Below are 20,036 nucleotides of genomic sequence, written 5' to 3'. Positions count from 1 at the left end.
GCAAGCAAGCGCGGCGAGGTCAACGACTGTGTGCGAAAAGCCGGGGATCAGGTTCCCGCCTGACTGTCAGGGGGTGTGTCGAAAACAGCGGTGGCGGGCGGGGGATTACGCTGCGGGCGTACCGCTCAGCAGTGCCTGGGCTTTGTGGGTGATGATTTCCAGCAAAGCGTTCAATGCCGGCGAGGGTGCGGCGTCTTTCAGGGTCAGCGAGTAAAGGATGACGGGCATCGGCGGCGACACCGGGCACGCGTCCAGGCCGGACTCGCGCACGCCAAGGGCGGTGAACGGGTCGACAATCGCCAGCCCTTCTCCCGCCTCGACCATGCTGCGCATCATCTGGTAGGTCTGCACCCGTGTCTGCACCACCGGTAACGGGCGTAACGCCTGCAGCTTGGCATCCAGCAGGCGGCTCAGCGGGTCATGACCCTCCAGGCCGATCATGGACTGGCCGGCCAGGTCTTGCAGGGCGATGTATTTCTGCTTCGGCTTGAGCCAGCCATGGGGCGCCAGCAGCTGCAGCTTGCCTTGGGCCAGCACGGTACTGAGAATCTGCGGGTGTTCCGGGTCGTGCAGGCTCAGGCCTACGTCGGCTTCGTGCAACAGCAGGCTTCTGACAATGTCGCGGGTCGGCTGGCTTGACAGGTTGCACGGCGTGTCTTGAAAGCGACGGCGCAGCAGGGCGATGCTCTGCGGCAGCAGGTGGTTGGCCAGAGGCGGGGTGCACAGCGCGCGCAGTGTCGGGGCATGGTGATGTTTGAGGCGGCCGGCCAGGCGTTGCAGCGGTTCGAGTGCTTCGTAGACAGGCGCGATCTGCGCCTGCAGCTCCAGGGTTTCGCGCGTGGCCTGCAGACGCCCGCGCACACTGGCGAACAGCATGAAGCCCAGTTGCTGCTCGGCATCCTTGAGCGTCGCGTCCACGTCGCCCACGGGAAGTTGCAACCACTCGGCGGCCGTGCCGAGGTGTCCGGTCTGCAAAATGGCCTGAATCACTTCGATATGACGTAAACGCATCGCCGGAGTCTATGTGCAGCGCGGTGGGGTTTCAATGGCACCGACCTCGATGCGCAAAAAAGACTGCGCGGGTCGCTCACACCTATGGCGTTCGGCCATGGCCCCACTAGAATGGCGCGTCTGAACATCGATGACCAAAGCCGCCCACGGCACTTACAACAAAAACAGGTCGGGTCTCACATGCCAATTCCCTCGCGCTTTTTCGGGATAACGGCCAAGCAGCTCCTGGTGTTGGTTACCGTGGGGTGCGTGGCTGCCTATCTCTTCAATAACCACGACGAAACCCTGCCGGAAAACCTCGCCCTTGAAACCTTCATTCGGGACCAGGAGCAGGTGGGCGAACAGGTGGGGGCGGTGCTGGGCATTGCCTTGGTGCGGCAGATACAGGCGTATCCGGCCAATGGCGCGCCGGGCTACAAGCGTTCGACGTACACGGTCGAAGGGGAGCGAGGGCGGCTGATGGTGACCCTTAAGCAGGTCGAAGGGGAGGCGGGCGCCGAAGTGACGGAGATTCGCCGGCCCTGATCGCCCAGCCCAGTCAACGCCATCAATGGCCGGGACTGAGCAGGCAGAAACGGGCGAGATATCAGGAGGCGGGCGTGGACTGCGACTCGCGGACCAGAATCGTTCCCGACTGGATCAGTTTGAATTCATCGCCTTCCAGTTTTTCTACACGATCGCCAATGGCCAGCTTGTAGGTGGTGGTAGGGGCCGAGCCAGCCAGGTCGCCGTGCGCCGGGGTGGATTCCTGGAATTCATGCACCGAATACACGCGTCCTTCTGCGTCTCTGGCATGGAATTGTCCGACAAGTACTGCTGCCATCTGTTTAGAACCTCTGGAGATAAACACTCGATTTTCGGTTGTGTAGACCGTCATTGAGCGGGGTAGTTTGCCTACCGAAAAAAAATACTATTCGTAGGGCGTTTTGAGACGTTTCCTACGCGGGAAGGCGCAAGGCAAACCCGTGGGCAACTTCAGATGCTGCTGGTGAACAGGCGGCGAAGACTTTATAACTACAACTTCCTTAGTCCAACGTCGGGAAACTTCAATGAGCAAGGTCTACACGATCGCCGTCCTGGTGGGCAGCTTGAGAAAAGACTCCATCAACCGCAAAGTCGCGCTGGCACTGGCCGACCTGGCCCCCGCCAACCTGAAGTTGAACATCGTGGAAATCGGCGATCTGCCGCTCTACAACGAGGACATCGACGGTGCATCACCGCCGGCAGCCTACAGCACTTTCCGTCAGCAGGTGAGTTCATCCGACGCGGTGCTGTTCGTGACCCCGGAATACAACCGTTCCGTACCGGCCCCATTGAAAAACGCGATTGACGTTGGCTCGCGCCCTTATGGCAAAAGTGCCTGGAGCGCCAAGCCGGGGGCGATCATCAGCGTGTCGCCGGGTGCGATTGGCGGCTTCGGCGCCAACCACCACCTGCGCCAGTCCCTGGTATTCCTTGATGTATGGTGCATGCAGCAGCCGGAAGCCTATCTGGGCGGCGCGGGCAGTGTGTTCGATGAGGCGGGGAAGGTGTCGGAGAAAACCAGGCCGTTTTTGCAGGCATTCATTGATGCCTACGCCAAATGGGTGGAAAAACAGAGCGCCTGAATCGGTACTCGTTATCCAATGTGGGAGGGGTAAGCCCTCTCCCACAGTATTGGATCAGCGCAACCAGTTAGTCCTCGCCAACTCGATCACCTCATCGCCACGGCCACTCATCACCGCCTTGAGCATGTACAGGCTGAACCCTTTGGCCTGCTCCAGCTTGATGCTTGGCGGCATCACCAGTTCCTGGGTCGCGGTGACCACATCCACCAGCACCGGGCCATCATGGGCCAGGGCGCGGCGCAAGGCCGGCTCCAGGTCTTCGGATTGCTCCACGCGAATGCCGAGAATGCCCATGGCATTGGACATGGCGGCGAAATCCGGGTTTTTCAGTTCGGTCCCGGCCTCCAGGTAACCGGCCGCCTTCATCTCCATGGCGACAAACCCCAGCGACGCGTTATCGAACACGATGACTTTGACCGGCAGGTTCAATTGCGCCAGTGAGATGAAATCCCCCATCAGCATGGCAAAGCCACCGTCGCCGGACATCGAGATCACCTGGCGCCCAGGGAACGCTGCCTGTGCGCCGATCGCCTGCGGCATCGCATTGGCCATGGAGCCATGGTTGAACGAGCCGATCAGGCGGCGCTTGCCATTCATCTTCAAGTAGCGCGCGCCCCACACGGTGGGCGAACCGACATCGGCGGTGAAGATCGCATCCTCGTCCGCCAGCTCGCTGAGCAGGCGTGCGACGTACTGCGGGTGAATCGGCCGATTGGCTTTCGACGGCTGCGCGAGGTCGTCCAGGCCCTGGCGGGCTTTTTCATAGTGCTTGAGCGACGTATCGAGAAAGCTGCGGTCGGTCTTGCGGGTCAGGCGCGGCAGCAGAGCGTCCAGGGTTTCACTGACGTCGGCGGCGATGCCCAGGTCAAGGGTGGCGCGTCGGCCGAGTGCCTGGGGGTCGCGGTCGATCTGGATGATTGTGGCGTCGGTGGGGTAGAACTGGCGATACGGGAAGTCGGTGCCGAGCATGATCAGCGTGTCGCAGTCGAGCATGGCGTGGTAACCGGAGCTGAAGCCGATCAGGCCCGTCATGCCCACGTCGAACGGATTGTCCCACTCCACATGCTCTTTGCCGCGCAACGCGTGCACCACCGGCGCGCCGAGGGTGTCGGCCAGGGCGACGACTTGGTTATGGGCACCGGCGCAGCCGCTGCCGCACAGCAGGGTGACTTTCTGGCTGCTTTGCAGGATCTCGACCAAGCGTTGCAGGTCCTGCTCCGCCGGTAAGGTGCGCGGCGCGTGCAGGGCGGGCCAGGGTTTAAGCTTGTCTTCGACTTCCAGCAGCGACACATCACCCGGAATCACCACCACGGCCACGCCGCGATTGAGAATCGCCGAGCGCATGGCGCGGTGCAGCACCTGGGGCATTTGCGCAGGGTTGCTGACCAGTTCGATAAAGTGGCTGCATTCCTTGAACAACTCCTGGGGATGGGTTTCCTGGAAGTAATTCAGGCCGATCTCGGACGACGGAATCTGCGCGGCAATTGCCAGTACCGGCACATGGTTGCGATGGCAGTCGAACAAGCCATTGATCAAGTGCAGGTTGCCCGGCCCGCAACTGCCGGCGCACACGGTCAGCTCACCGGTGGCGGCCGCTTCGGCACCGGCGGCGAAGGCGGCCACTTCTTCGTGGCGCACATGCATCCACTCAATGCTGTCCATGCTGCGCAGCGCGTCGGTCAGCCCGTTGAGGCTGTCACCGGTCAAACCCCAGATGCGCTTGATGCCCGCCTGTTCCAGGGTGCTCGCCAATTGCTGGGCCAGGTTGATTTTCGCCATGAAGAACTCCAATCGTCAGTGAGGTTAAAAGCTGCTGATCAATAGGGGACAGTTCGATCACGGCGAATGCTCCGCCTTTAATGTGAAGATTGCGTCATGCTGGCGCGGTACTGGCGGGTACGCCGAGCGATAAACCACTGATCGCGCACCAGCGCCATGCACGGCGCAACCTTGGGCCTGGGCAGGCGACCACGGCTCAGGCGGCGCATCTGGTCGCGTACCACGGCCAGGGTGGCGAGGGCGGCAAGCGGCTTGCGCCGCCATTGGATCGGTTTGAGTTGCGGGTTGGGGTCGCGGCCTTCGCGCCAGTGCTTGAGCAATTGCGGTTCCAGGGTCAGCGCGGTGGCGATGCCGGCCATGGCGATGCCGCTGTCCAGCACTTGCTGCACGATGGGCAGGCGACGAATACCGCCCGTCACCATCAACGGCATGGTGGCGATGCTTGCCAGCTCCTTGGCAAATTCCAGAAAGTACGCTTCGCGCGCCAGGGTCCGCCCGTCCCGCGCGTCGCCCTGCATGGCGGGTGCTTCATAGCTGCCGCCGGACAATTCGAGCAGATCGATGGGCAGCGGGTTGAGCATCTCGACCACGGCGCGTGCGTCCGCCGCATCGAAGCCGCCGCGCTGGAAGTCCGCCGAGTTGAGCTTGACTGCCACGCAGAACGACGGGCTGACACTGGCGCGCACGGCGTGGATCACTTCCAGCAGCAGGCGTGCGCGGTTTTCCAGGGAGCCACCCCAGCGGTCGGTGCGGTGGTTGCTCAGTGGCGAGAGAAACTGGCTGATCAAGTAGCCATGCGCGCCGTGGATCTGTACGCCGCTGAACCCGGCCTTTTCGGCCAGGCGCGCGCTGGTGGCGAAGCGTTGGATCACGTCCTGGATATCGTCCTCGGTCATGGCCCGAGGGGTGGCGAACATCTTTGAGAAACTGCCCAGGTCCAGCGCGATGGCCGACGGCGCCAGGGCTTGCTGGCCGAGGTTGGCCATGGTCTGGCGGCCTGGATGGCTGAGTTGAACCCAGAAATGCACACCTTTGGCCCGTGCCACCTCGGCCCATTCGCGGAAGCTGTCCAGGTGCTCTTCGTTTTCCAGCGCGACGCCGCCGGGGCCGGTCATGGCGCGGCGGTCGATCATTACGTTGCCGGTCAGCAACAGGCCCGGCTCGCCGTCAGCCCAGGCCTTGTACAGTTGCTTGAGTGCGTGGGAGGGCGCTTGGTTGAGGTCGGCCATGTTTTCTTCCATCGCGGCTTTGGCAATGCGGTTGGCGATGATCTGGCCATTGGGCAGTTGCAAGGGTTCGAACGGTGACATGGGTTGACTCCTGAGCGGGGGAGGCCTCAGGCTAAGCTTAAAGTTAACTTTAATGTCAAGCAGGTATCGCAATGAATATCGGAGAGCTGGCAAAACAGAGTGGACTGGCCGCCTCGCGCATTCGTTTTTACGAGGCCGAAGGACTGATCAGCCAGGTGGGGCGTCAGGCCAATGGCTATCGGCGCTATGCACCGGAAGCGTTGCAGACCTTGCAGTTGATACAGAGCGCGCAACAGGCGGGGTTTACCTTGCAGGAACTCAAGGCGCTCATGCCGGCGCCGGGGGAGTACAAGCGCGAGGAGTTGATTGAGGCGCTGCAGCGCAAGGTGCAGCAGATCGAAGAAATGCAGGCGCATTTGGCGCACAGCAAAGCGCAGTTGCTGGGCGTGATCGAGGCGGTACGGGCACAGCCGGAAGGCGTGCCGTGCTCGATGGGGCAGAAGCAGGTGCTGGCGTCGATCAAACTCAACCGATAAAAAAGCCCTGGCATGCCAGGGCTTTTTCATGTGCGCCAACTCAGCGGCGACGGAACAGCGGAAGCGGCTCGTCAGTGGCGGCCTGGTAGGTCACCGAGAAATCCTTCAGGCTTTCCAGCGCTTCGTACGGGTCTTTGTCGGCGCGCAAGGCGAAGGCATCGAAGCCGCAGCGGTGCAGGTAGAACAACTGGTCGCGCAATACGTCGCCGATCGCCCGCAGTTCGCCCTTGTAACCGTAGCGATCACGCAGCAGTCGGGCGTTGGAGTAGTTGCGCCCGTCGGTGAAGGCCGGGAAATTCAGGGCGATGACCTGGAAGTGCTCCACGTCCGCGCCGATCTCTTCGGCTTCTTCATCGGCGTCCAGCCACACCCCCAGGCCGCCGTCGCGGGCCTTGAGGGCATGCCCGTGTTCGCGCCACAGCGCCAGCGGCACGATCAGGTCGTCGCAGTTGGAAATGCCGTCGAAGCTCGCGTCCTTGGGCAGCAGGTGCCAGGTTTCGTCGACGACTTCGTTGTTCTTAATGATTCGCTGCATAGACGCGCTCCTTGAACAGGTCGATGCCGATGCGCTGGTAGGTGTCGATGAAGCGCTCATCTTCGGTGCGCTGTTCGATGTACACATCGATCAGTTTACCGATCACGTCAGGCATGGCTTCCTGGGCGAAGGACGGGCCGAGGATCTTGCCCAGGCTCGCATCGCGGCTGGCGCTGCCACCCAGGGACACTTGGTAGAATTCTTCGCCTTTTTTGTCCACGCCCAGAATGCCGATGTGGCCGACGTGGTGGTGACCGCAGGCGTTCATGCACCCGGAGATGTTCAGGTCCAGCTCACCGATGTCGAACAGGTAGTCCAGGTCGTCGAAACGGCGCTGGATCGATTCGGCGATCGGGATCGACTTGGCGTTGGCCAGGGAGCAGAAGTCGCCGCCCGGGCAGCAGATGATGTCGGTCAACAGGCCGATGTTCGGCGTGGCGAAACCGTTCTCGCGCAGCTCTCCCCACAGGGTGAACAGTTGGCTCTGCTCCACGTCCGCCAGGATGATGTTCTGTTCGTGGGACGTGCGCAGCTGGCCGAAGCTGTAGCGCTCGGCCAGGTCGGCAACCGCGTCCAGCTGTTTATCGGTGATGTCGCCCGGGGCGACGCCGGTGGGCTTGAGCGACAGGGTCACGGCCACATACCCCGGCTTCTTGTGCGCCAGGGTGTTGCGCGTACGCCAACGGGCGAAGCCTGGGTGTTGTTGGTCGAGGGCGGCGAGTTCGGCGTCCTGATTGCTCAGGGCCTTGTACTCGGGGTCGACGAAATGCTTGGCGACGCGGTGCACTTCGGCGTCGGTCAGGGTGGTCTGGCCACCGCGCAGGTGTTCCATCTCGGCCTCGACCTTCTGGGCGAACACCTCAGGGGTCAGCGCCTTGACCAGGATCTTGATCCGGGCTTTGTACTTGTTGTCGCGACGGCCGTAGCGGTTGTAGACCCGCAGGATAGCGTCGAGGTAGCTCAACAGATCCCGCCACGGCAGGAACTCGTTGATAAACGCGCCGACCACCGGGGTACGGCCCAGGCCGCCACCGACCAGGACACGGAAGCCCAGCTCGCCAGCGACGTTGTACACCGGCTCCAGGCCGATATCGTGAACTTCGATAGCGGCGCGGTCCGAGGTCGAGCCATTGACGGCGATCTTGAACTTGCGCGGCAGGTAGGCGAATTCGGGGTGAAAGGTGGTCCACTGGCGAATGATTTCACACCAGGGGCGCGGGTCGATCAGCTCATCGGCGGCTACCCCGGCGAATTGGTCGGTGGTGACGTTGCGCAGGCAGTTGCCGCTGGTCTGGATCGCGTGCATCTGCACGGTGGCCAGTTCAGCCAGAATGTCCGGCACATCTTCAAGCGCCGGCCAGTTGAACTGCACGTTCTGACGGGTGCTGATGTGGGCATAGCCTTTGTCGTAGTCGCGGGCAATCCTGGCCATCATGCGTGTCTGGCGCGACGTCAGCTGGCCGTAAGGCACGGCCACGCGCAGCATCGGCGCAAAGCGCTGAACATACAGGCCATTTTGCAGGCGCAGAGGGCGGAACTCTTCTTCGCTCAGTTCACCTGCCAGATAGCGTCGGGTCTGATCACGGAACTGCTTGACGCGGTCCTCGATGATGCGCTGATCGTATTCGTCGTATACGTACATATAGGTCCTGTTCTCGGCAAATCTGCGCGCACGGCCGCGCACTCCCAACGGAGCCGGCGCACGATACCAGTTTGCGTTTATGCGCAAAAGTGATGTTTGAGTATATGCAAATAACCAAAATGTCTAATGCGAAGGATTCTCTCGATACCCTTATTTGTCATGCGGGCAATCATCGACTTTACTGTCATCGAGTCTTAGTGCGATCACCTATAAAACCGACAAGAGGCGATGCGATGAGCAATCCTACAAAAGCCCGTAAACCCGACAGTACCGTGGATGCATGGGCCATTCTGTTCCTGATTATCCTGGTCGTGGGCACCGCCGTTTTCTGGGTCAGCCATCAGTAACAGGCCGGTGTCGAGCGGATCGGCAGCCGAGTGGACGCGTTGCTGCGTTAAACTCCGGCCACGTGCAGCACCAGCTTGACGATGCCGAACAGGGTCAGTGCAAACACCAGCGTAAACAGGATGCCCAGGACCACAAAATGGCTGGGCTTGCCGTGGGTGAAGTCACGGGCTCGATTCTTGCCGCTTTGCACGCCGAAGGCGGCGGCCACCACGCTGTGCAGCATCTGCCAGAAGGTCGGCGGTTTGTGCTCGTCCATAGGTCCCTCCACACTCGGTGTATGAGGGACAGCATAGACAATCCGTCACGTGCCGGCGCGACGCCCAGGGATCAGTTGTCGTAGCCCAGGTTCGGCGCCAGCCAGCGTTCGGTCACGGCCAGGTCCTGGCCTTTGCGCGCGGCGTAGCGGGTGACCTGATCCTTGTCGATCTTGCCCACGGCAAAGTATTGCGCCTGTGGGTGGGCGAAGTACCAGCCGCTGACCGCCGCCGCCGGGAACATGGCGTAGTGCTCGGTAAGGAACACGCCGCTGCGCCCGGCCTGCATTTCGCGGGCTTGGGGGTCGAGCAGTTGGAACAGTTGCGCCTTCTCGGTGTGATCCGGGCACGCCGGGTAGCCGGGGGCAGGGCGGATGCCGCTGTACTGCTCCTTGATCAGCGCTTCGTTATCCAGCTGTTCGTCCTTGGCGTAACCCCAATGTTCCTTGCGCACCTGCTGGTGCAGCCATTCGGCGCACGCTTCGGCCAGGCGGTCGGCCAGGGCCTTGACCATGATCGAGTTGTAGTCGTCGCCCGCGTCCTGGTACGCCTTGGCCACTTCTTCGGCGCCGATGCCGGCAGTGGTGATAAAACCGCCGATGTAGTCGGTGACGCCACTGCTCTTGGGCGCGACGAAGTCGGCCAGGGAGAAGTTCGGCTTGCCATCGGTCTTGATGATTTGCTGGCGCAGGTGATGCAGCTTGGCAAGCGTCTGGCCATCGTCGCCGTAGACTTCCAGGTCATCCTCGTCGACCTGGTTGGCTGGCCAGAAACCGAACACTGCACGAGCGCTGATGAGTTTTTCGTCGATCAGCTTGTTGAGCATGGCCTGGGCATCGGCGTACAGCGCGGTCGCCGCTTCGCCCACCACTTCATCGGTGAGAATGCGCGGGAATTTGCCGGCCAGGTCCCAGGAAATAAAGAACGGCGTCCAGTCGATGTATTCGGCCAGCACCTTCAGGTCGATATTGTCCAGCACCTTGGCGCCGGTGAAGGTCGGCGTTACCGGGGTGTAGCCGGCCCAGTCGAACTGCGGCTTCTTGGCGATGGCCGCCGCGTAGCTCAGGCGCTCGGTGCGCGCGCTGCGGTTGGAAGTGCGTTCGCGCACTTCGATGTAGTCCTGGCGAGTCTTCTCGACAAAGCCGGCTTTCAATTCCTTGGACAGCAGTTGCGTGGCCACGCCCACTGCGCGCGAGGCGTCGGTCACGTAGATCACCGCGTCGTTGCTGTATTTGGGCTCGATCTTCACCGCCGTATGCGCCTTGGAGGTGGTGGCGCCACCAATCATCAGCGGCAGGTGGAAGTCCTGGCGCTGCATCTCGCGCGCCACGTGCACCATCTCGTCCAGGGACGGCGTGATCAGGCCGGACAGCCCGATGATGTCGCATTTCTGCTCCTTGGCCACCTGCAGGATTTTCTCCGCCGGTACCATCACGCCGAGGTCGACGATGTCATAACCGTTGCACCCCAGCACCACGCCCACGATGTTCTTGCCGATATCGTGCACATCGCCCTTCACCGTAGCCATCAGGATCTTGCCTTTGGCTTCCGGCTTGTCGCCTTTTTCCAGCTCGATGAACGGGATCAAGTGGGCCACGGCCTGTTTCATCACGCGGGCGGATTTCACCACCTGGGGCAGGAACATTTTGCCGGCGCCGAACAGGTCGCCAACGATGTTCATCCCCGACATCAGCGGGCCTTCGATCACTTCGATCGGGCGCGCGAATGACTGTCGCGACTCCTCGGTGTCTTCGACGATATGGGTGGTGATGCCCTTGACCAGCGCATGCTCCAGACGCTTGTTGACGTCCCAGCCGCGCCACTCTTCGGTTTCGGCTTCCTTGACGCTGCCGTCGCCCTTGAACTTGTCGGCGATGGCGAGCAGGGCGTCGGTGCCCTCCGGCGTGCGGTTGAGCACCACGTCTTCCACGGCATCACGCAGCTCGGCCGGGATCTGGTCGTAGATCTCCAACTGGCCGGCGTTGACGATACCCATGGTCAGCCCCGCACGGATCGCGTGCAGCAGGAACACCGAATGGATCGCTTCGCGCACCGGGTTGTTGCCACGGAACGAGAACGATACGTTGGACACGCCGCCGGATGTCAGCGCGTAGGGCAGCTCATCGCGGATATATGCGCAGGCATTAATAAAGTCGACCGCGTAGTTGTTGTGTTCCTCGATGCCGGTGGCGACCGCGAAGATGTTCGGGTCGAAGATGATGTCTTCCGGCGGAAAACCCACTTCATTGACCAGAATGTCATAGGAGCGTTTGCAGATTTCTTTCTTGCGCGCTTCGGTGTCGGCCTGGCCGGCTTCGTCGAACGCCATTACCACCACCGCCGCGCCGTAGCGTTTGCACAGCCTGGCGTGGTGAATGAACTGCTCGACGCCTTCCTTCATGCTGATGGAGTTGACGATGCCCTTGCCCTGGATGCACTTGAGCCCGGCCTCGATCACCTCCCACTTGGAGGAGTCGATCATGATCGGTACGCGGGAGATGTCCGGCTCGCCGGCAATCAGATTGAGGAAGGTCACCATGGCCTTCTTCGAATCGAGCATGCCCTCGTCCATGTTGATGTCGATCACCTGGGCGCCGGCTTCCACCTGCTGCAGGGCGACTTCCAGGGCTTCGGTGTAGTTGTCCTCGCGGATCAGCCGGGCGAACTTGGCGGAACCGGTGATGTTGGTGCGTTCGCCGACGTTGACGAACAACGAGCTGCGGTCGATGGTGAACGGCTCCAGCCCGGACAGGCGGCAGGCCTTGGGAATGTCCGGGATCACGCGCGGCGCGTAACCGGCCACGGCCTTGGCGATGGCCTCGATATGCCCCGGCGTGGTGCCGCAGCAACCGCCGACGATATTGAGAAAGCCGCTCTGGGCGAATTCTTCGATGACCTTGGCGGTTTGTGCGGGCAACTCGTCGTATTCGCCGAATTCGTTAGGCAGGCCGGCGTTGGGGTGCGCCGACACATGGGTATTGGCCTTGTTGGACAGCTCTTCCAGGTACGGGCGCAGTTCGCTGGCGCCAAGGGCGCAGTTCAGGCCCACGGAAATCGGCTTGGCATGGGCCACCGAGTTCCAGAACGCTTCGGTCGTCTGCCCCGACAGGGTGCGGCCGGAGGCGTCGGTGATGGTGCCGGAGATCATGATCGGCAGCTCAAGGTTCAGCTCCTCGAACACGCCTTGCACGGCGAAGATCGCGGCTTTGGCGTTGAGGGTGTCGAAAATGGTTTCGATCAGGATCAGGTCGGCGCCGCCTTCGATCAGGCCCTTGGTGGCCTCGGTGTAGTTTTCCACCAGTTCATCGAAGGTCACGTTGCGATAGCCGGGGTTATTGACGTCGGGCGACAGCGAGCACGTGCGGCTGGTGGGGCCGAGTACGCCGGCGACGAAACGCGGCTTGGCCGGGTTTTCGGCGGTCTTGGCGTCGGCAATCCTGCGTGCCAGGCGCGCGCCTTCGACGTTCAGTTCATAGGCCAGTTCTTCCATGCCGTAGTCGGCCATGGAAATGCGCGTGGCGTTGAAGGTGTTGGTTTCGAGGATGTCGGCACCGGCATCCAGATAAGCCTTTTCGATCCCGCCGATCACGTCCGGACGGGTGATCACCAGCAGGTCGTTGTTGCCCTTGACGTCGCTGGGCCAGTCGGCAAAGCGTTTGCCCCGGTAGTCGTGTTCTTCCAGTTTATAGCTCTGAATCATCGTGCCCATGCCGCCGTCGAGGATCAGGATGCGTTCCTTGAGGGCGTGGTGAAGGGCTTGCAGACGCGCGCTACGATCGGACATGGGACTACTCTGGTCAGGCATTACGGAGGGTAGGGATCATAGCAAACCTGTGCCGATTTTGAGCATGCCTGGATTTGCATGAATATCGTTCATGTTGCCCCGCTGCATGGCCCGGTAGAATCACCGCCAATTTTTCTGCGCACCCCTTGATTCGGGACCGATCCATGTCACTTCGTTTACTCGTCGGGGCCGTGCTGGCCTTGCTCGCCAGCACTGTCCAGGCGCAGGGTCCCGTACCGGCGATCTCCTACACCCGCGATATCCAGCCGATTTTCACCGAGAAGTGCGTGGCCTGCCATGCGTGTTACGACTCCGCCTGCCAGTTGAACCTGGGCAGCGGCGAAGGCGCGGCACGGGGTGCGAGCAAAGTACCGGTCTACGATGGCGAACGCAGCCAGGCAACCAAACCGACGCGTCTGTTCTACGACGCCTTCGGTAAAGCCGCCTGGCAACGCGAGGGGTTCAGCTCGGTACTGGATGCCCAGGGCAGCCAGGCTGCCTTGATGGCGCGCATGCTGGAACTGGGTCATCGCCGTAGTCCGCTGACGCCCAACGGCAAACTGCCGGACGACATAGTGCTGGGCCTCAATCGCGAAAACATGTGCCCCTTGCCGGGGGAGTTCGACGCCTATGCCGGCGCGCATCCCAACGAAGGCATGCCGCTGGCGGTCACCGGGCTGACCGACGCGCAATACCAGACACTGCAACGCTGGCTGGCGTCCGGGGCCAGCATCGATGAGCAAGGCGTGGCGCCAAGCGCCAGCGAAGCCGCGCAGGTGTTGCAATGGGAAAACCTGCTTAACGCCCCAGGCGCTCGCGAGAGCCTGGTGGCGCGCTGGTTGTTCGAGCACCTGTTTATTGCCCATTTGTATTTCGACGGTGGCGAGCCGAGGCACTTTTTCCAATGGGTGCGCTCGCGTACCCCCAGCGGCCAGCCGATTGACCTGATCAACACCCGTCGCCCCAACGATGATCCGGGCACGCGGATCTACTACCGTCTCTGGCCGGTGCAGGGCGTGATCGTGCACAAGACCCACATCACTTACCCACTCAGCGCAGCCAAAATGGCGCGAATCAAAGCGCTGTTTTACGGCAGCGATTGGCAAGTCAGTGCGATGCCGGGCTACGGACCCGGTCGCCGCGCCAACCCGTTCGAAACGTTCGAGGCGATCCCGGCCAAGGCGCGTTACCAGTTCATGCTGGATAACGCCGAGTACTTCGTGCGCACGTTTATTCGCGGGCCGGTATGCCGTGGGCAGATCGCCACGGACGTGATCCGCGACAACTTCTGGGCGTTGTTCCAGGACCCGGACCATGACCTGTACGTCACCGATGCACGTTATCGCGGCCAGGCCACGCCGTTGCTGGCCATGCCGGGGCAGAACGATGACGTCGGCAGTGTGCTCAGCCTGTGGCTCAAGTACCGCGACAAGCGCAATCAATACGAAGCGCTGCGCCGCGACAGCTACGCAGACCTGCCGGCGCCCAGCTGGTCGACCCTGTGGGCCGGCAATGACAATGCGTTGTTGAGCATCTTTCGTCACTTCGACAGTGCCTCGGTCAATAAAGGCCTGATTGGAGAGGTGCCGCAGACAATGTGGCTGTTCGATTACCCGCTGCTGGAGCGCACCTATTACCAGCTGGTAGTCAATTTCGATGTATTCGGCAACGTATCGCACCAGGCCCAGACCCGTCTGTACTTCGACCTGATCCGCAATGGCGCCGAGCAGAACTTCCTGCGTCTGATGCCGGCCGACGCCCGTGAGGACTACCTCGACGATTGGTACCAGAACAGCGGCAAGCTCAAGCTGTGGCTGGACTACGAAGCGATCGACGACGACACACCCACCGGCCTGCACCTGGATAAAAAAGATCCGAAGCGCGATTTCGCCCAACAACTGCTCGCCCGCTACGGTGACTTGAACGCCAGCCCCGACCCGATCAACCGGTGTACCGGTGCCTATTGCTCGCGTGAAGGCATCGACCCGGCGCTGCAGGACGTCGATCAGGCCCTCAGCCGTCTCGCCTCACGCCCGGCGGCAGGGCTCAAGGTGATCAATCAATTGCCCGAAGCCACGATGCTGCGCGTCGAAACACCGGGCGGCAAACGTGAGGTCTACAGCCTGTTGCGCAACCGTGCGCACAGTAACGTGGCGTTCCTGTTGGGCGAGGCGTATCGCTATCAACCAGGGCTGGACACGCTGACGGTCTACCCTGGGGTGCTGAGCAGCTACCCGAACTTCATATTCAATCTCCCCGCCGGGGAGGTGCCGGAGTTCGTCTCCCGCATGGAGCAGGCCCAGGATGCCGAAAGCTTCGAGAAAATTGTCGATCGCTGGGGCGTGCGCCGCAGCCATCCGCAGTTCTGGAAGTACTTCCACGACCTGTCGCGCTACCTGCACGAGACCAGTCCATTGGAAGAGGGCGTGTTGGACATGAACCGTTATCAAAACCTCTGACGTGTGCGGTTGGGCTTTTCCGACAAAAACACTAGGACTTTGTAACTCTGTAATGATTTGGCGTAAACTGCCGGCAAGCCTGTGAGGAGTTTCCATGACTGCCATAACCATTACCGACGCCGCCCACGATTATCTGGCCGACCTGCTGTCCAAGCAGAACACCCCGGGTATCGGCATCCGCGTCTTTATCACCCAGCCCGGCACCCAATACGCCGAGACCTGCATTGCCTACTGCAAGCCTGGCGAAGAGAAACCTGAAGACACCGCCCTGGGGCTCAAAAGCTTCACTGCGTATATCGATAGCTTCAGCGAAGCGTTTCTCGACGATGCAGTGGTTGATTACGCCACCGACCGTATGGGCGGCCAGCTGACCATCAAGGCGCCGAACGCCAAGGTGCCGAACGTCAACGCCGACAGCCCGGTCAACGAGCGCATCAACTATTACCTGCAAACCGAAATCAACCCAGGGCTGGCGAGCCACGGCGGCCAGGTCAGCCTGATCGACGTAGTCGAGGATGGCATCGCCGTGTTGAAGTTCGGCGGCGGCTGCCAGGGCTGCGGCCAGGCCGACGTGACCTTGAAGGAAGGCATCGAGCGCACCTTGCTTGAGCGCATTCCGGAGCTCAAGGGCGTACGTGACGTGACTGACCACACGCAGAAAGAAAACGCCTACTACTGAGTAAGGTGTTCACTGCAAACAAAAAAACGGCGCCCCGTGAGCGCCGTTTTTTTATGGTTTAAATTCAGGTGGTTACGCTATATATCTCATAAGTTGGATCAGGTAGTGCGAAGGTTTGCCTGGGATTCTGGTGAGTCAGCGTCGATATTCGTTTACTGAAGGTCCTTATCGGGGGCGAGCCCCCTCCCACATGAAGCAACCTCACAGCGTCCAGTGAACGCGGTCAACTGTGGGAGGGGGCTTGCCCCCGATAGCGCCGGATCAGCAACCCGGCCGCCCACTGATAAACCCCTATAAAAATAAATTAAATCAAAAGCTTATATCAAATTGATAAAGTTATTTATCAAGGTCGATAAAGGTGCGCATGCCCCGCCCGATACAACGAGGATTCACTGAAACTGCCACTGGCCAGCACCCGGCCCACCACAATCAACGCCGTGCGCCGAAAACCTTTGGCGGCGACTTTCTCGGTGATATCCCCCAGCGTGCCCACCGCCCAATCCTGATCCGGCCAGGTCGCGCGATGCACCACGGCGATCGGGCAATCCGCGCCGTAATGCGGCAGCAGTTCGGCGACGATCTTTTCCAGATGGTTGACCCCCAGATGAATCGCCATGGTGGTGCCATGTTGCGCCAGGCTGGCGAACTCCTCGCCGGCAGGCATGCGGGTCTTGTCGGCATAGCGCGTCAGAATCACGCTCTGGGCGATATCCGGCAGGGTCAGTTCGGCTTCCAGCAAGGCCGCGCAAGCGGCAACGGCGGTGACACCGGGGACGATCTGGAACGGGATGCCCAGCTCACGCAAGCAGCGAATCTGCTCGCCAATTGCCCCATACAGGCTGGGGTCGCCGGAATGTACCCGCGCCACATCGAAGCCTTTGGCGTGGGCGGTCTTGATCAGTTCGACGATCTGTTCCAAGTGCAGCTCAGCGCTGTTGACCACCTGTGAGGCCTGATGCCCCTCCAGCACCGCGGCCGGCACCAGCGAGCCGGCATAGATGATCACCGGGCAACTGCGGATCAATCGCTGGCCCTTGACGGTGATCAATTCCGGATCGCCGGGGCCGGCGCCGATAAAGTAGACGGTCATGGAGCGTTCCTGTGAAAAAACGGGCGAGCATGAAGATTACTCATGATCGGGGAGTGCGATTATCGGGTTTTTAACCCGTGCAGGCCAATGCCACGGTGGCGTGGGCATTTTTGCGGCGGGTGATCAGCAGCCTGGCAGGGGCGCCGCTGATCTGTTCGGCCGCCGCCAGCGCGGCGCTTTCGGCAATGCCGTAACAGCCGGTATGGGCAAAAGCCACAATAGATTTGTGGCTCAGGCGCCCTTCATACGCCGCCAGATGTCGGGCGTTAAAGTCCAACAAGGGCAGGTTCAAGGCTGCGGCCAACGCCAGCAGCCCTGGTTCGGCCTGTTTCAGATCGATACTCGCCAGTGCAGCGAGCTGGCGGCGCTCGACGCCTGCTTCGACCAATGCCGCATCCAGCAACGCCAACAGAGTGTGCACCTCGCAACCTCGCTGGCAGCCCAGGCCGGCGACGAGGGTCATGCCGCGTAATGACTGTCGCCATGGCGACGGAACCACCACGCGCTGATCAGGCCCAGGGCCAGCCAGAACACCATGTTGGTCAGCTGCGAGGCGATCTTGAACTGCGCTTCCAGCGCCTGCGGCGCCAGCATCGAATGCACGGCCGGCTGTGGCGCGCCAATCACATGGGGCACCGCCAGGATCGCCACGCCCAGGACTTTGAGCAGCACATTGCGACCGAACACCAGCAAGGCGATGCCGACCGCGGTGGACGCGGCGGTGCCGATCCACCAGGTCTGGCGCAGCGCCAGGTCAGCCGCTGCGGTGCCCGGCAGTTCCGGCGGCAGGCCCAGGGTCGGCGCCAGCACGAAGGTTGCGTAACCGGCCAGGCCCCACAGCAGGCCCTGGGCGGTGCGCGTCGGGGCCCGCAGGGTGTAGAGACCGGCCAGCATCAAGGCAAAACCGACGGCCACCACCAAGTTGCCGGCGGTGGTCGACAGCACGCGCTGCCAGCCGTCTTCCGGCTCCCAGGCTTCGGCGTCGTGGGTGTGCGCGGCGGTGCCGGCGGCGTGTTCATGGGCTGCCGGTGCCTGCTCGAAAGTCTCGGCCTGCAAAATCAGCGGTGCCACCCAGAAGCTTTGCAGCAGGGTCAGCAGCAAGGCGGCCAGCAGGCCGGTGAACCCCGCGGTTTGCGCAATACGCTTGATCATCTCGGCAGGCCTCAGTGGCACGGGAACGCGGCGCTGTGGCGGGTATCGTGGGCGGCGTTGTGCACCGCCTCGATGTGCGAGAAACCGGCGAAATACACCAGGCATGCACCAAGGATCGACGCACCGATGGCGGCGGTCAGGCGTTGGCTCAGGGTAGTGGTGCCGCTGACGGCGGGCGAGGTGCTGCTGATGATCGACATGGCGCGTCCCTTTCAAGTGTCTGGGGTGGAGACGTGCGCATGAAAACCCCGCGAGCCGGGCTCGCAAGGTTTAAACAGCGCCCGCCCACCGCGGGTTTGTTATCTGATTTTTTCGGGCCGGTCTCCGGGCTTGCGAGGGGGCTCTGCCAGGAACCCTTAAAGCGTCGCCTTCCCATGCTCAAGCACAGTGGCCGTGACGCTTCGCTCGCTTACCGTTGCGGGGGCAGCACCGGACTTTTCACGCAGGCATCAACCTGGCGAATCACCGGTTTCCCGTTTCACCCTGTGAAGGGCACCCGAAACAAGATGTGTAGGAGAGCATGGGTGGCGGACGGTAGTCAAATGCGACCAGCCCCTGTAGCCTTGCACCCTCGAGGTTCTTCGGCCCAGGCCGAAGCTAAGAAGGGAACGCGGTCAAAGCCGCGGCTGCCCCCGCAACTGTGAAGGGTTCAGTTGACTGCCATGCCACTGCCATCAGGCGGGAAGGCGCAGTCGGCGCCGGTCGCAAGACCTGCACGCCCCCAGCCAGGAGACCTGCCTCGGCACCGATTTTCAATTCAACCGGGCGGGGTGATCCGGTGACGAAATCTGCTGCTGCGCGCCTGCGCAGGGCCATCGTCCCGTCTGCCCGCCCCCAAGGGCATCCGATGAAAACACTGGCCAAACTCCCCGTCACCATCGTTACCGGCTTTCTCGGCTCGGGCAAAACGACCTTGCTGCGCCATATGCTCGAGAACGCCCAGGGCCGTCGCATTGCGGTGATCGTCAACGAGTTCGGCGAGCTGGGCATCGACGGCGAGATCCTCAAACAGTGCTCCATCGGTTGCACCGAAGAAGAAGCCAACGGCCGCGTGTACGAGCTGGCCAACGGCTGCCTGTGCTGCACGGTGCAGGAAGAATTCTTCCCGGTGATGCGCGAACTGGTTGCCCGTCGCGGCGACCTCGACCATATCCTGATCGAAACCTCGGGCCTGGCCCTGCCAAAACCCCTGGTACAAGCCTTCCAGTGGCCGGAAATCCGCAGCGCCTGCACGGTGGATGCGGTCATCACCGTGGTCGACAGCCCGGCCGTGGCCGCCGGCACTTTTGCCGCGTTCCCGGATCAGGTCGACGCCCAGCGCAAGCTCGACCCGAACCTGGACCACGAATCGCCGCTGCACGAACTGTTCGCCGACCAACTGGCCAGCGCCGACCTGGTGATCCTCAATAAATGTGACCTGATCAGTCCCGATGACCTGGCCCGTGTGCGCCTGGAAGTCGCCGAAGAACTGCCGCCGGCGGTGAAGATTGTCGAAGCCAGCAGCGGTCGCCTGCCTTTGGAGGTGCTGATCGGTCTGGGCGCAGGCTCCGAGGAACACATCGACGCCCGTCACAGCCATCACGATCACCACCACGACGGTGAAGACGATCATGATCACGACGCGTTCGACTCCATCTCCATCGATCTGCCCCAGGCCGACGAAGCGCTGCTGCTCGATGCCTTGACGCAACTGGTGGTGCAACACGGCATCCTGCGCGTCAAAGGCTTTGCCGCCATTCCCAACAAACCGATGCGCCTGTTGATCCAAGGCGTGGGTACGCGTTTCGACAAGCATTTCGATCGCGCCTGGACAGCCGACGAACCGCGCATCACGCGCCTGGTGCTGATCGGTCAGGACCTGGACGCGGCGGGCCTTGAAGCGCACCTGCGCGCCGCGCTCAGCGTTTAAC

General features: G+C 61.9%; 18 protein-coding genes and 2 riboswitches. Of the genes, 6 read left to right on the top strand and 12 right to left on the bottom strand.

The genetic code is table 11. The features are described from left to right. Positions 1 to 105: 105 nt before the first annotated feature. The gene (locus OSC50_RS13660; protein WP_181077196.1) at positions 106 to 1,011 is read right to left on the bottom strand and encodes a LysR substrate-binding domain-containing protein; all 906 of its coding nucleotides are present in this window, start codon (positions 1,009 to 1,011) and stop codon (positions 106 to 108) included. Between the two features lie 180 nt (positions 1,012 to 1,191). Between OSC50_RS13660 and OSC50_RS13655 the strand changes: the two genes are divergently transcribed. After that, entirely contained in the window at positions 1,192 to 1,536 is a 345-nt protein-coding gene (locus OSC50_RS13655) for a hypothetical protein (RefSeq protein WP_253506934.1), read from the top strand. 61 nt (positions 1,537 to 1,597) lie between these two features. On the opposite strand, the gene OSC50_RS13650 is transcribed toward OSC50_RS13655, so the two are convergent. Further along, a complete protein-coding gene (locus OSC50_RS13650) occupies positions 1,598 to 1,834 on the bottom strand; it encodes a hypothetical protein (protein WP_181077200.1) in 237 nt (78 codons plus the stop codon). A gap of 226 nt (positions 1,835 to 2,060) precedes the next feature. On the opposite strand from OSC50_RS13650, the gene OSC50_RS13645 reads away from it, so the two are divergent. Beyond that, on the top strand, positions 2,061 to 2,618 hold the full coding sequence (locus OSC50_RS13645) for an NADPH-dependent FMN reductase (protein WP_181077202.1): 558 nt from the start codon (positions 2,061 to 2,063) through the stop codon (positions 2,616 to 2,618). A gap of 54 nt (positions 2,619 to 2,672) precedes the next feature. On the opposite strand, the gene poxB is transcribed toward OSC50_RS13645, so the two are convergent. Then, positions 2,673 to 4,397, bottom strand: a complete 1,725-nt coding sequence (gene poxB / locus OSC50_RS13640; protein WP_266248999.1) for a ubiquinone-dependent pyruvate dehydrogenase — start codon at positions 4,395 to 4,397, stop codon at positions 2,673 to 2,675. 77 nt (positions 4,398 to 4,474) lie between these two features. Further along, positions 4,475 to 5,707: an NADH:flavin oxidoreductase/NADH oxidase family protein gene (locus tag OSC50_RS13635; RefSeq protein WP_181077206.1), complete on the bottom strand. Its 1,233-nt coding sequence runs from the start codon at positions 5,705 to 5,707 to the stop codon at positions 4,475 to 4,477. A gap of 71 nt (positions 5,708 to 5,778) precedes the next feature. Here OSC50_RS13635 and OSC50_RS13630 point away from each other — a divergent pair, with 71 nt between their 5' ends. After that, positions 5,779 to 6,183 carry a MerR family transcriptional regulator gene (locus OSC50_RS13630; protein ID WP_266249001.1) on the top strand — a complete coding sequence of 135 codons (405 nt, stop codon included), beginning with the start codon at positions 5,779 to 5,781 and terminating at the stop codon, positions 6,181 to 6,183. Between the two features lie 40 nt (positions 6,184 to 6,223). On the opposite strand, the gene OSC50_RS13625 is transcribed toward OSC50_RS13630, so the two are convergent. The 4 genes from OSC50_RS13625 to metH all read right to left on the bottom strand — a co-directional run bounded on the left by OSC50_RS13625 (position 6,224) and on the right by metH (position 12,746). Beyond that, positions 6,224 to 6,718 (bottom strand): DUF934 domain-containing protein, encoded by a 495-nt coding sequence (locus tag OSC50_RS13625; protein WP_103734335.1) that lies wholly within the window; start codon positions 6,716 to 6,718, stop codon positions 6,224 to 6,226. Then, positions 6,702 to 8,360 (bottom strand): nitrite/sulfite reductase, encoded by a 1,659-nt coding sequence (locus tag OSC50_RS13620; protein WP_253506941.1) that lies wholly within the window; start codon positions 8,358 to 8,360, stop codon positions 6,702 to 6,704. The genes OSC50_RS13625 and OSC50_RS13620 overlap by 17 nt, the downstream gene beginning before the upstream one ends. 394 nt (positions 8,361 to 8,754) lie before the next feature. Further along, positions 8,755 to 8,964 (bottom strand): DUF2970 domain-containing protein, encoded by a 210-nt coding sequence (locus tag OSC50_RS13615; RefSeq protein ID WP_219855180.1) that lies wholly within the window; start codon positions 8,962 to 8,964, stop codon positions 8,755 to 8,757. 71 nt (positions 8,965 to 9,035) lie between these two features. Further along, on the bottom strand, positions 9,036 to 12,746 hold the full coding sequence (metH, locus tag OSC50_RS13610) for a methionine synthase (protein ID WP_266249005.1): 3,711 nt from the start codon (positions 12,744 to 12,746) through the stop codon (positions 9,036 to 9,038). Positions 12,747 to 12,910: 164 nt separating this feature from the next. On the opposite strand from metH, the gene OSC50_RS13605 reads away from it, so the two are divergent. After that, on the top strand, positions 12,911 to 15,205 hold the full coding sequence (locus tag OSC50_RS13605) for a fatty acid cis/trans isomerase (RefSeq protein WP_266249007.1): 2,295 nt from the start codon (positions 12,911 to 12,913) through the stop codon (positions 15,203 to 15,205). A 94-nt stretch (positions 15,206 to 15,299) separates the two neighbouring features. Next, the gene (nfuA, locus tag OSC50_RS13600) at positions 15,300 to 15,884 is read left to right on the top strand and encodes a Fe-S biogenesis protein NfuA (protein ID WP_034097045.1); all 585 of its coding nucleotides are present in this window, start codon (positions 15,300 to 15,302) and stop codon (positions 15,882 to 15,884) included. Positions 15,885 to 16,227: 343 nt separating this feature from the next. On the opposite strand, the gene cobM is transcribed toward nfuA, so the two are convergent. The 4 genes from cobM to OSC50_RS13580 form a co-directional block, all read right to left on the bottom strand. Further along, positions 16,228 to 16,974, bottom strand: coding sequence for a precorrin-4 C(11)-methyltransferase (gene cobM / locus OSC50_RS13595; RefSeq protein WP_266249009.1), 747 nt, complete (start codon positions 16,972 to 16,974; stop codon positions 16,228 to 16,230). Positions 16,975 to 17,044: 70 nt separating this feature from the next. Beyond that, positions 17,045 to 17,437 carry a cobalamin biosynthesis protein gene (locus OSC50_RS13590; protein WP_253506950.1) on the bottom strand — a complete coding sequence of 131 codons (393 nt, stop codon included), beginning with the start codon at positions 17,435 to 17,437 and terminating at the stop codon, positions 17,045 to 17,047. After that, positions 17,434 to 18,126: a CbtA family protein gene (locus OSC50_RS13585; protein WP_266249011.1), complete on the bottom strand. Its 693-nt coding sequence runs from the start codon at positions 18,124 to 18,126 to the stop codon at positions 17,434 to 17,436. The genes OSC50_RS13590 and OSC50_RS13585 overlap by 4 nt, the downstream gene beginning before the upstream one ends. An 11-nt stretch (positions 18,127 to 18,137) precedes the next feature. Continuing rightward, positions 18,138 to 18,326, bottom strand: coding sequence for a CbtB domain-containing protein (locus tag OSC50_RS13580; protein ID WP_181077224.1), 189 nt, complete (start codon positions 18,324 to 18,326; stop codon positions 18,138 to 18,140). A gap of 98 nt (positions 18,327 to 18,424) precedes the next feature. After that, positions 18,425 to 18,641, bottom strand: a riboswitch (cobalamin riboswitch). A gap of 42 nt (positions 18,642 to 18,683) precedes the next feature. Then, positions 18,684 to 18,882: riboswitch (cobalamin riboswitch) on the top strand. A 91-nt stretch (positions 18,883 to 18,973) separates the two neighbouring features. On the opposite strand from OSC50_RS13580, the gene cobW reads away from it, so the two are divergent. Then, entirely contained in the window at positions 18,974 to 20,035 is a 1,062-nt protein-coding gene (gene cobW, locus OSC50_RS13575) for a cobalamin biosynthesis protein CobW (RefSeq protein ID WP_286670851.1), read from the top strand. The last annotated feature ends 1 nt before the right edge of the window (position 20,036 follow it).

Source organism: Pseudomonas quebecensis, assembly GCF_026410085.1.
GTDB lineage: Bacteria > Pseudomonadota > Gammaproteobacteria > Pseudomonadales > Pseudomonadaceae > Aquipseudomonas > Aquipseudomonas quebecensis.
Note: the sequence above shows the minus strand (reverse complement) of the source record. Positions and strands in the feature narration are given on the sequence as shown.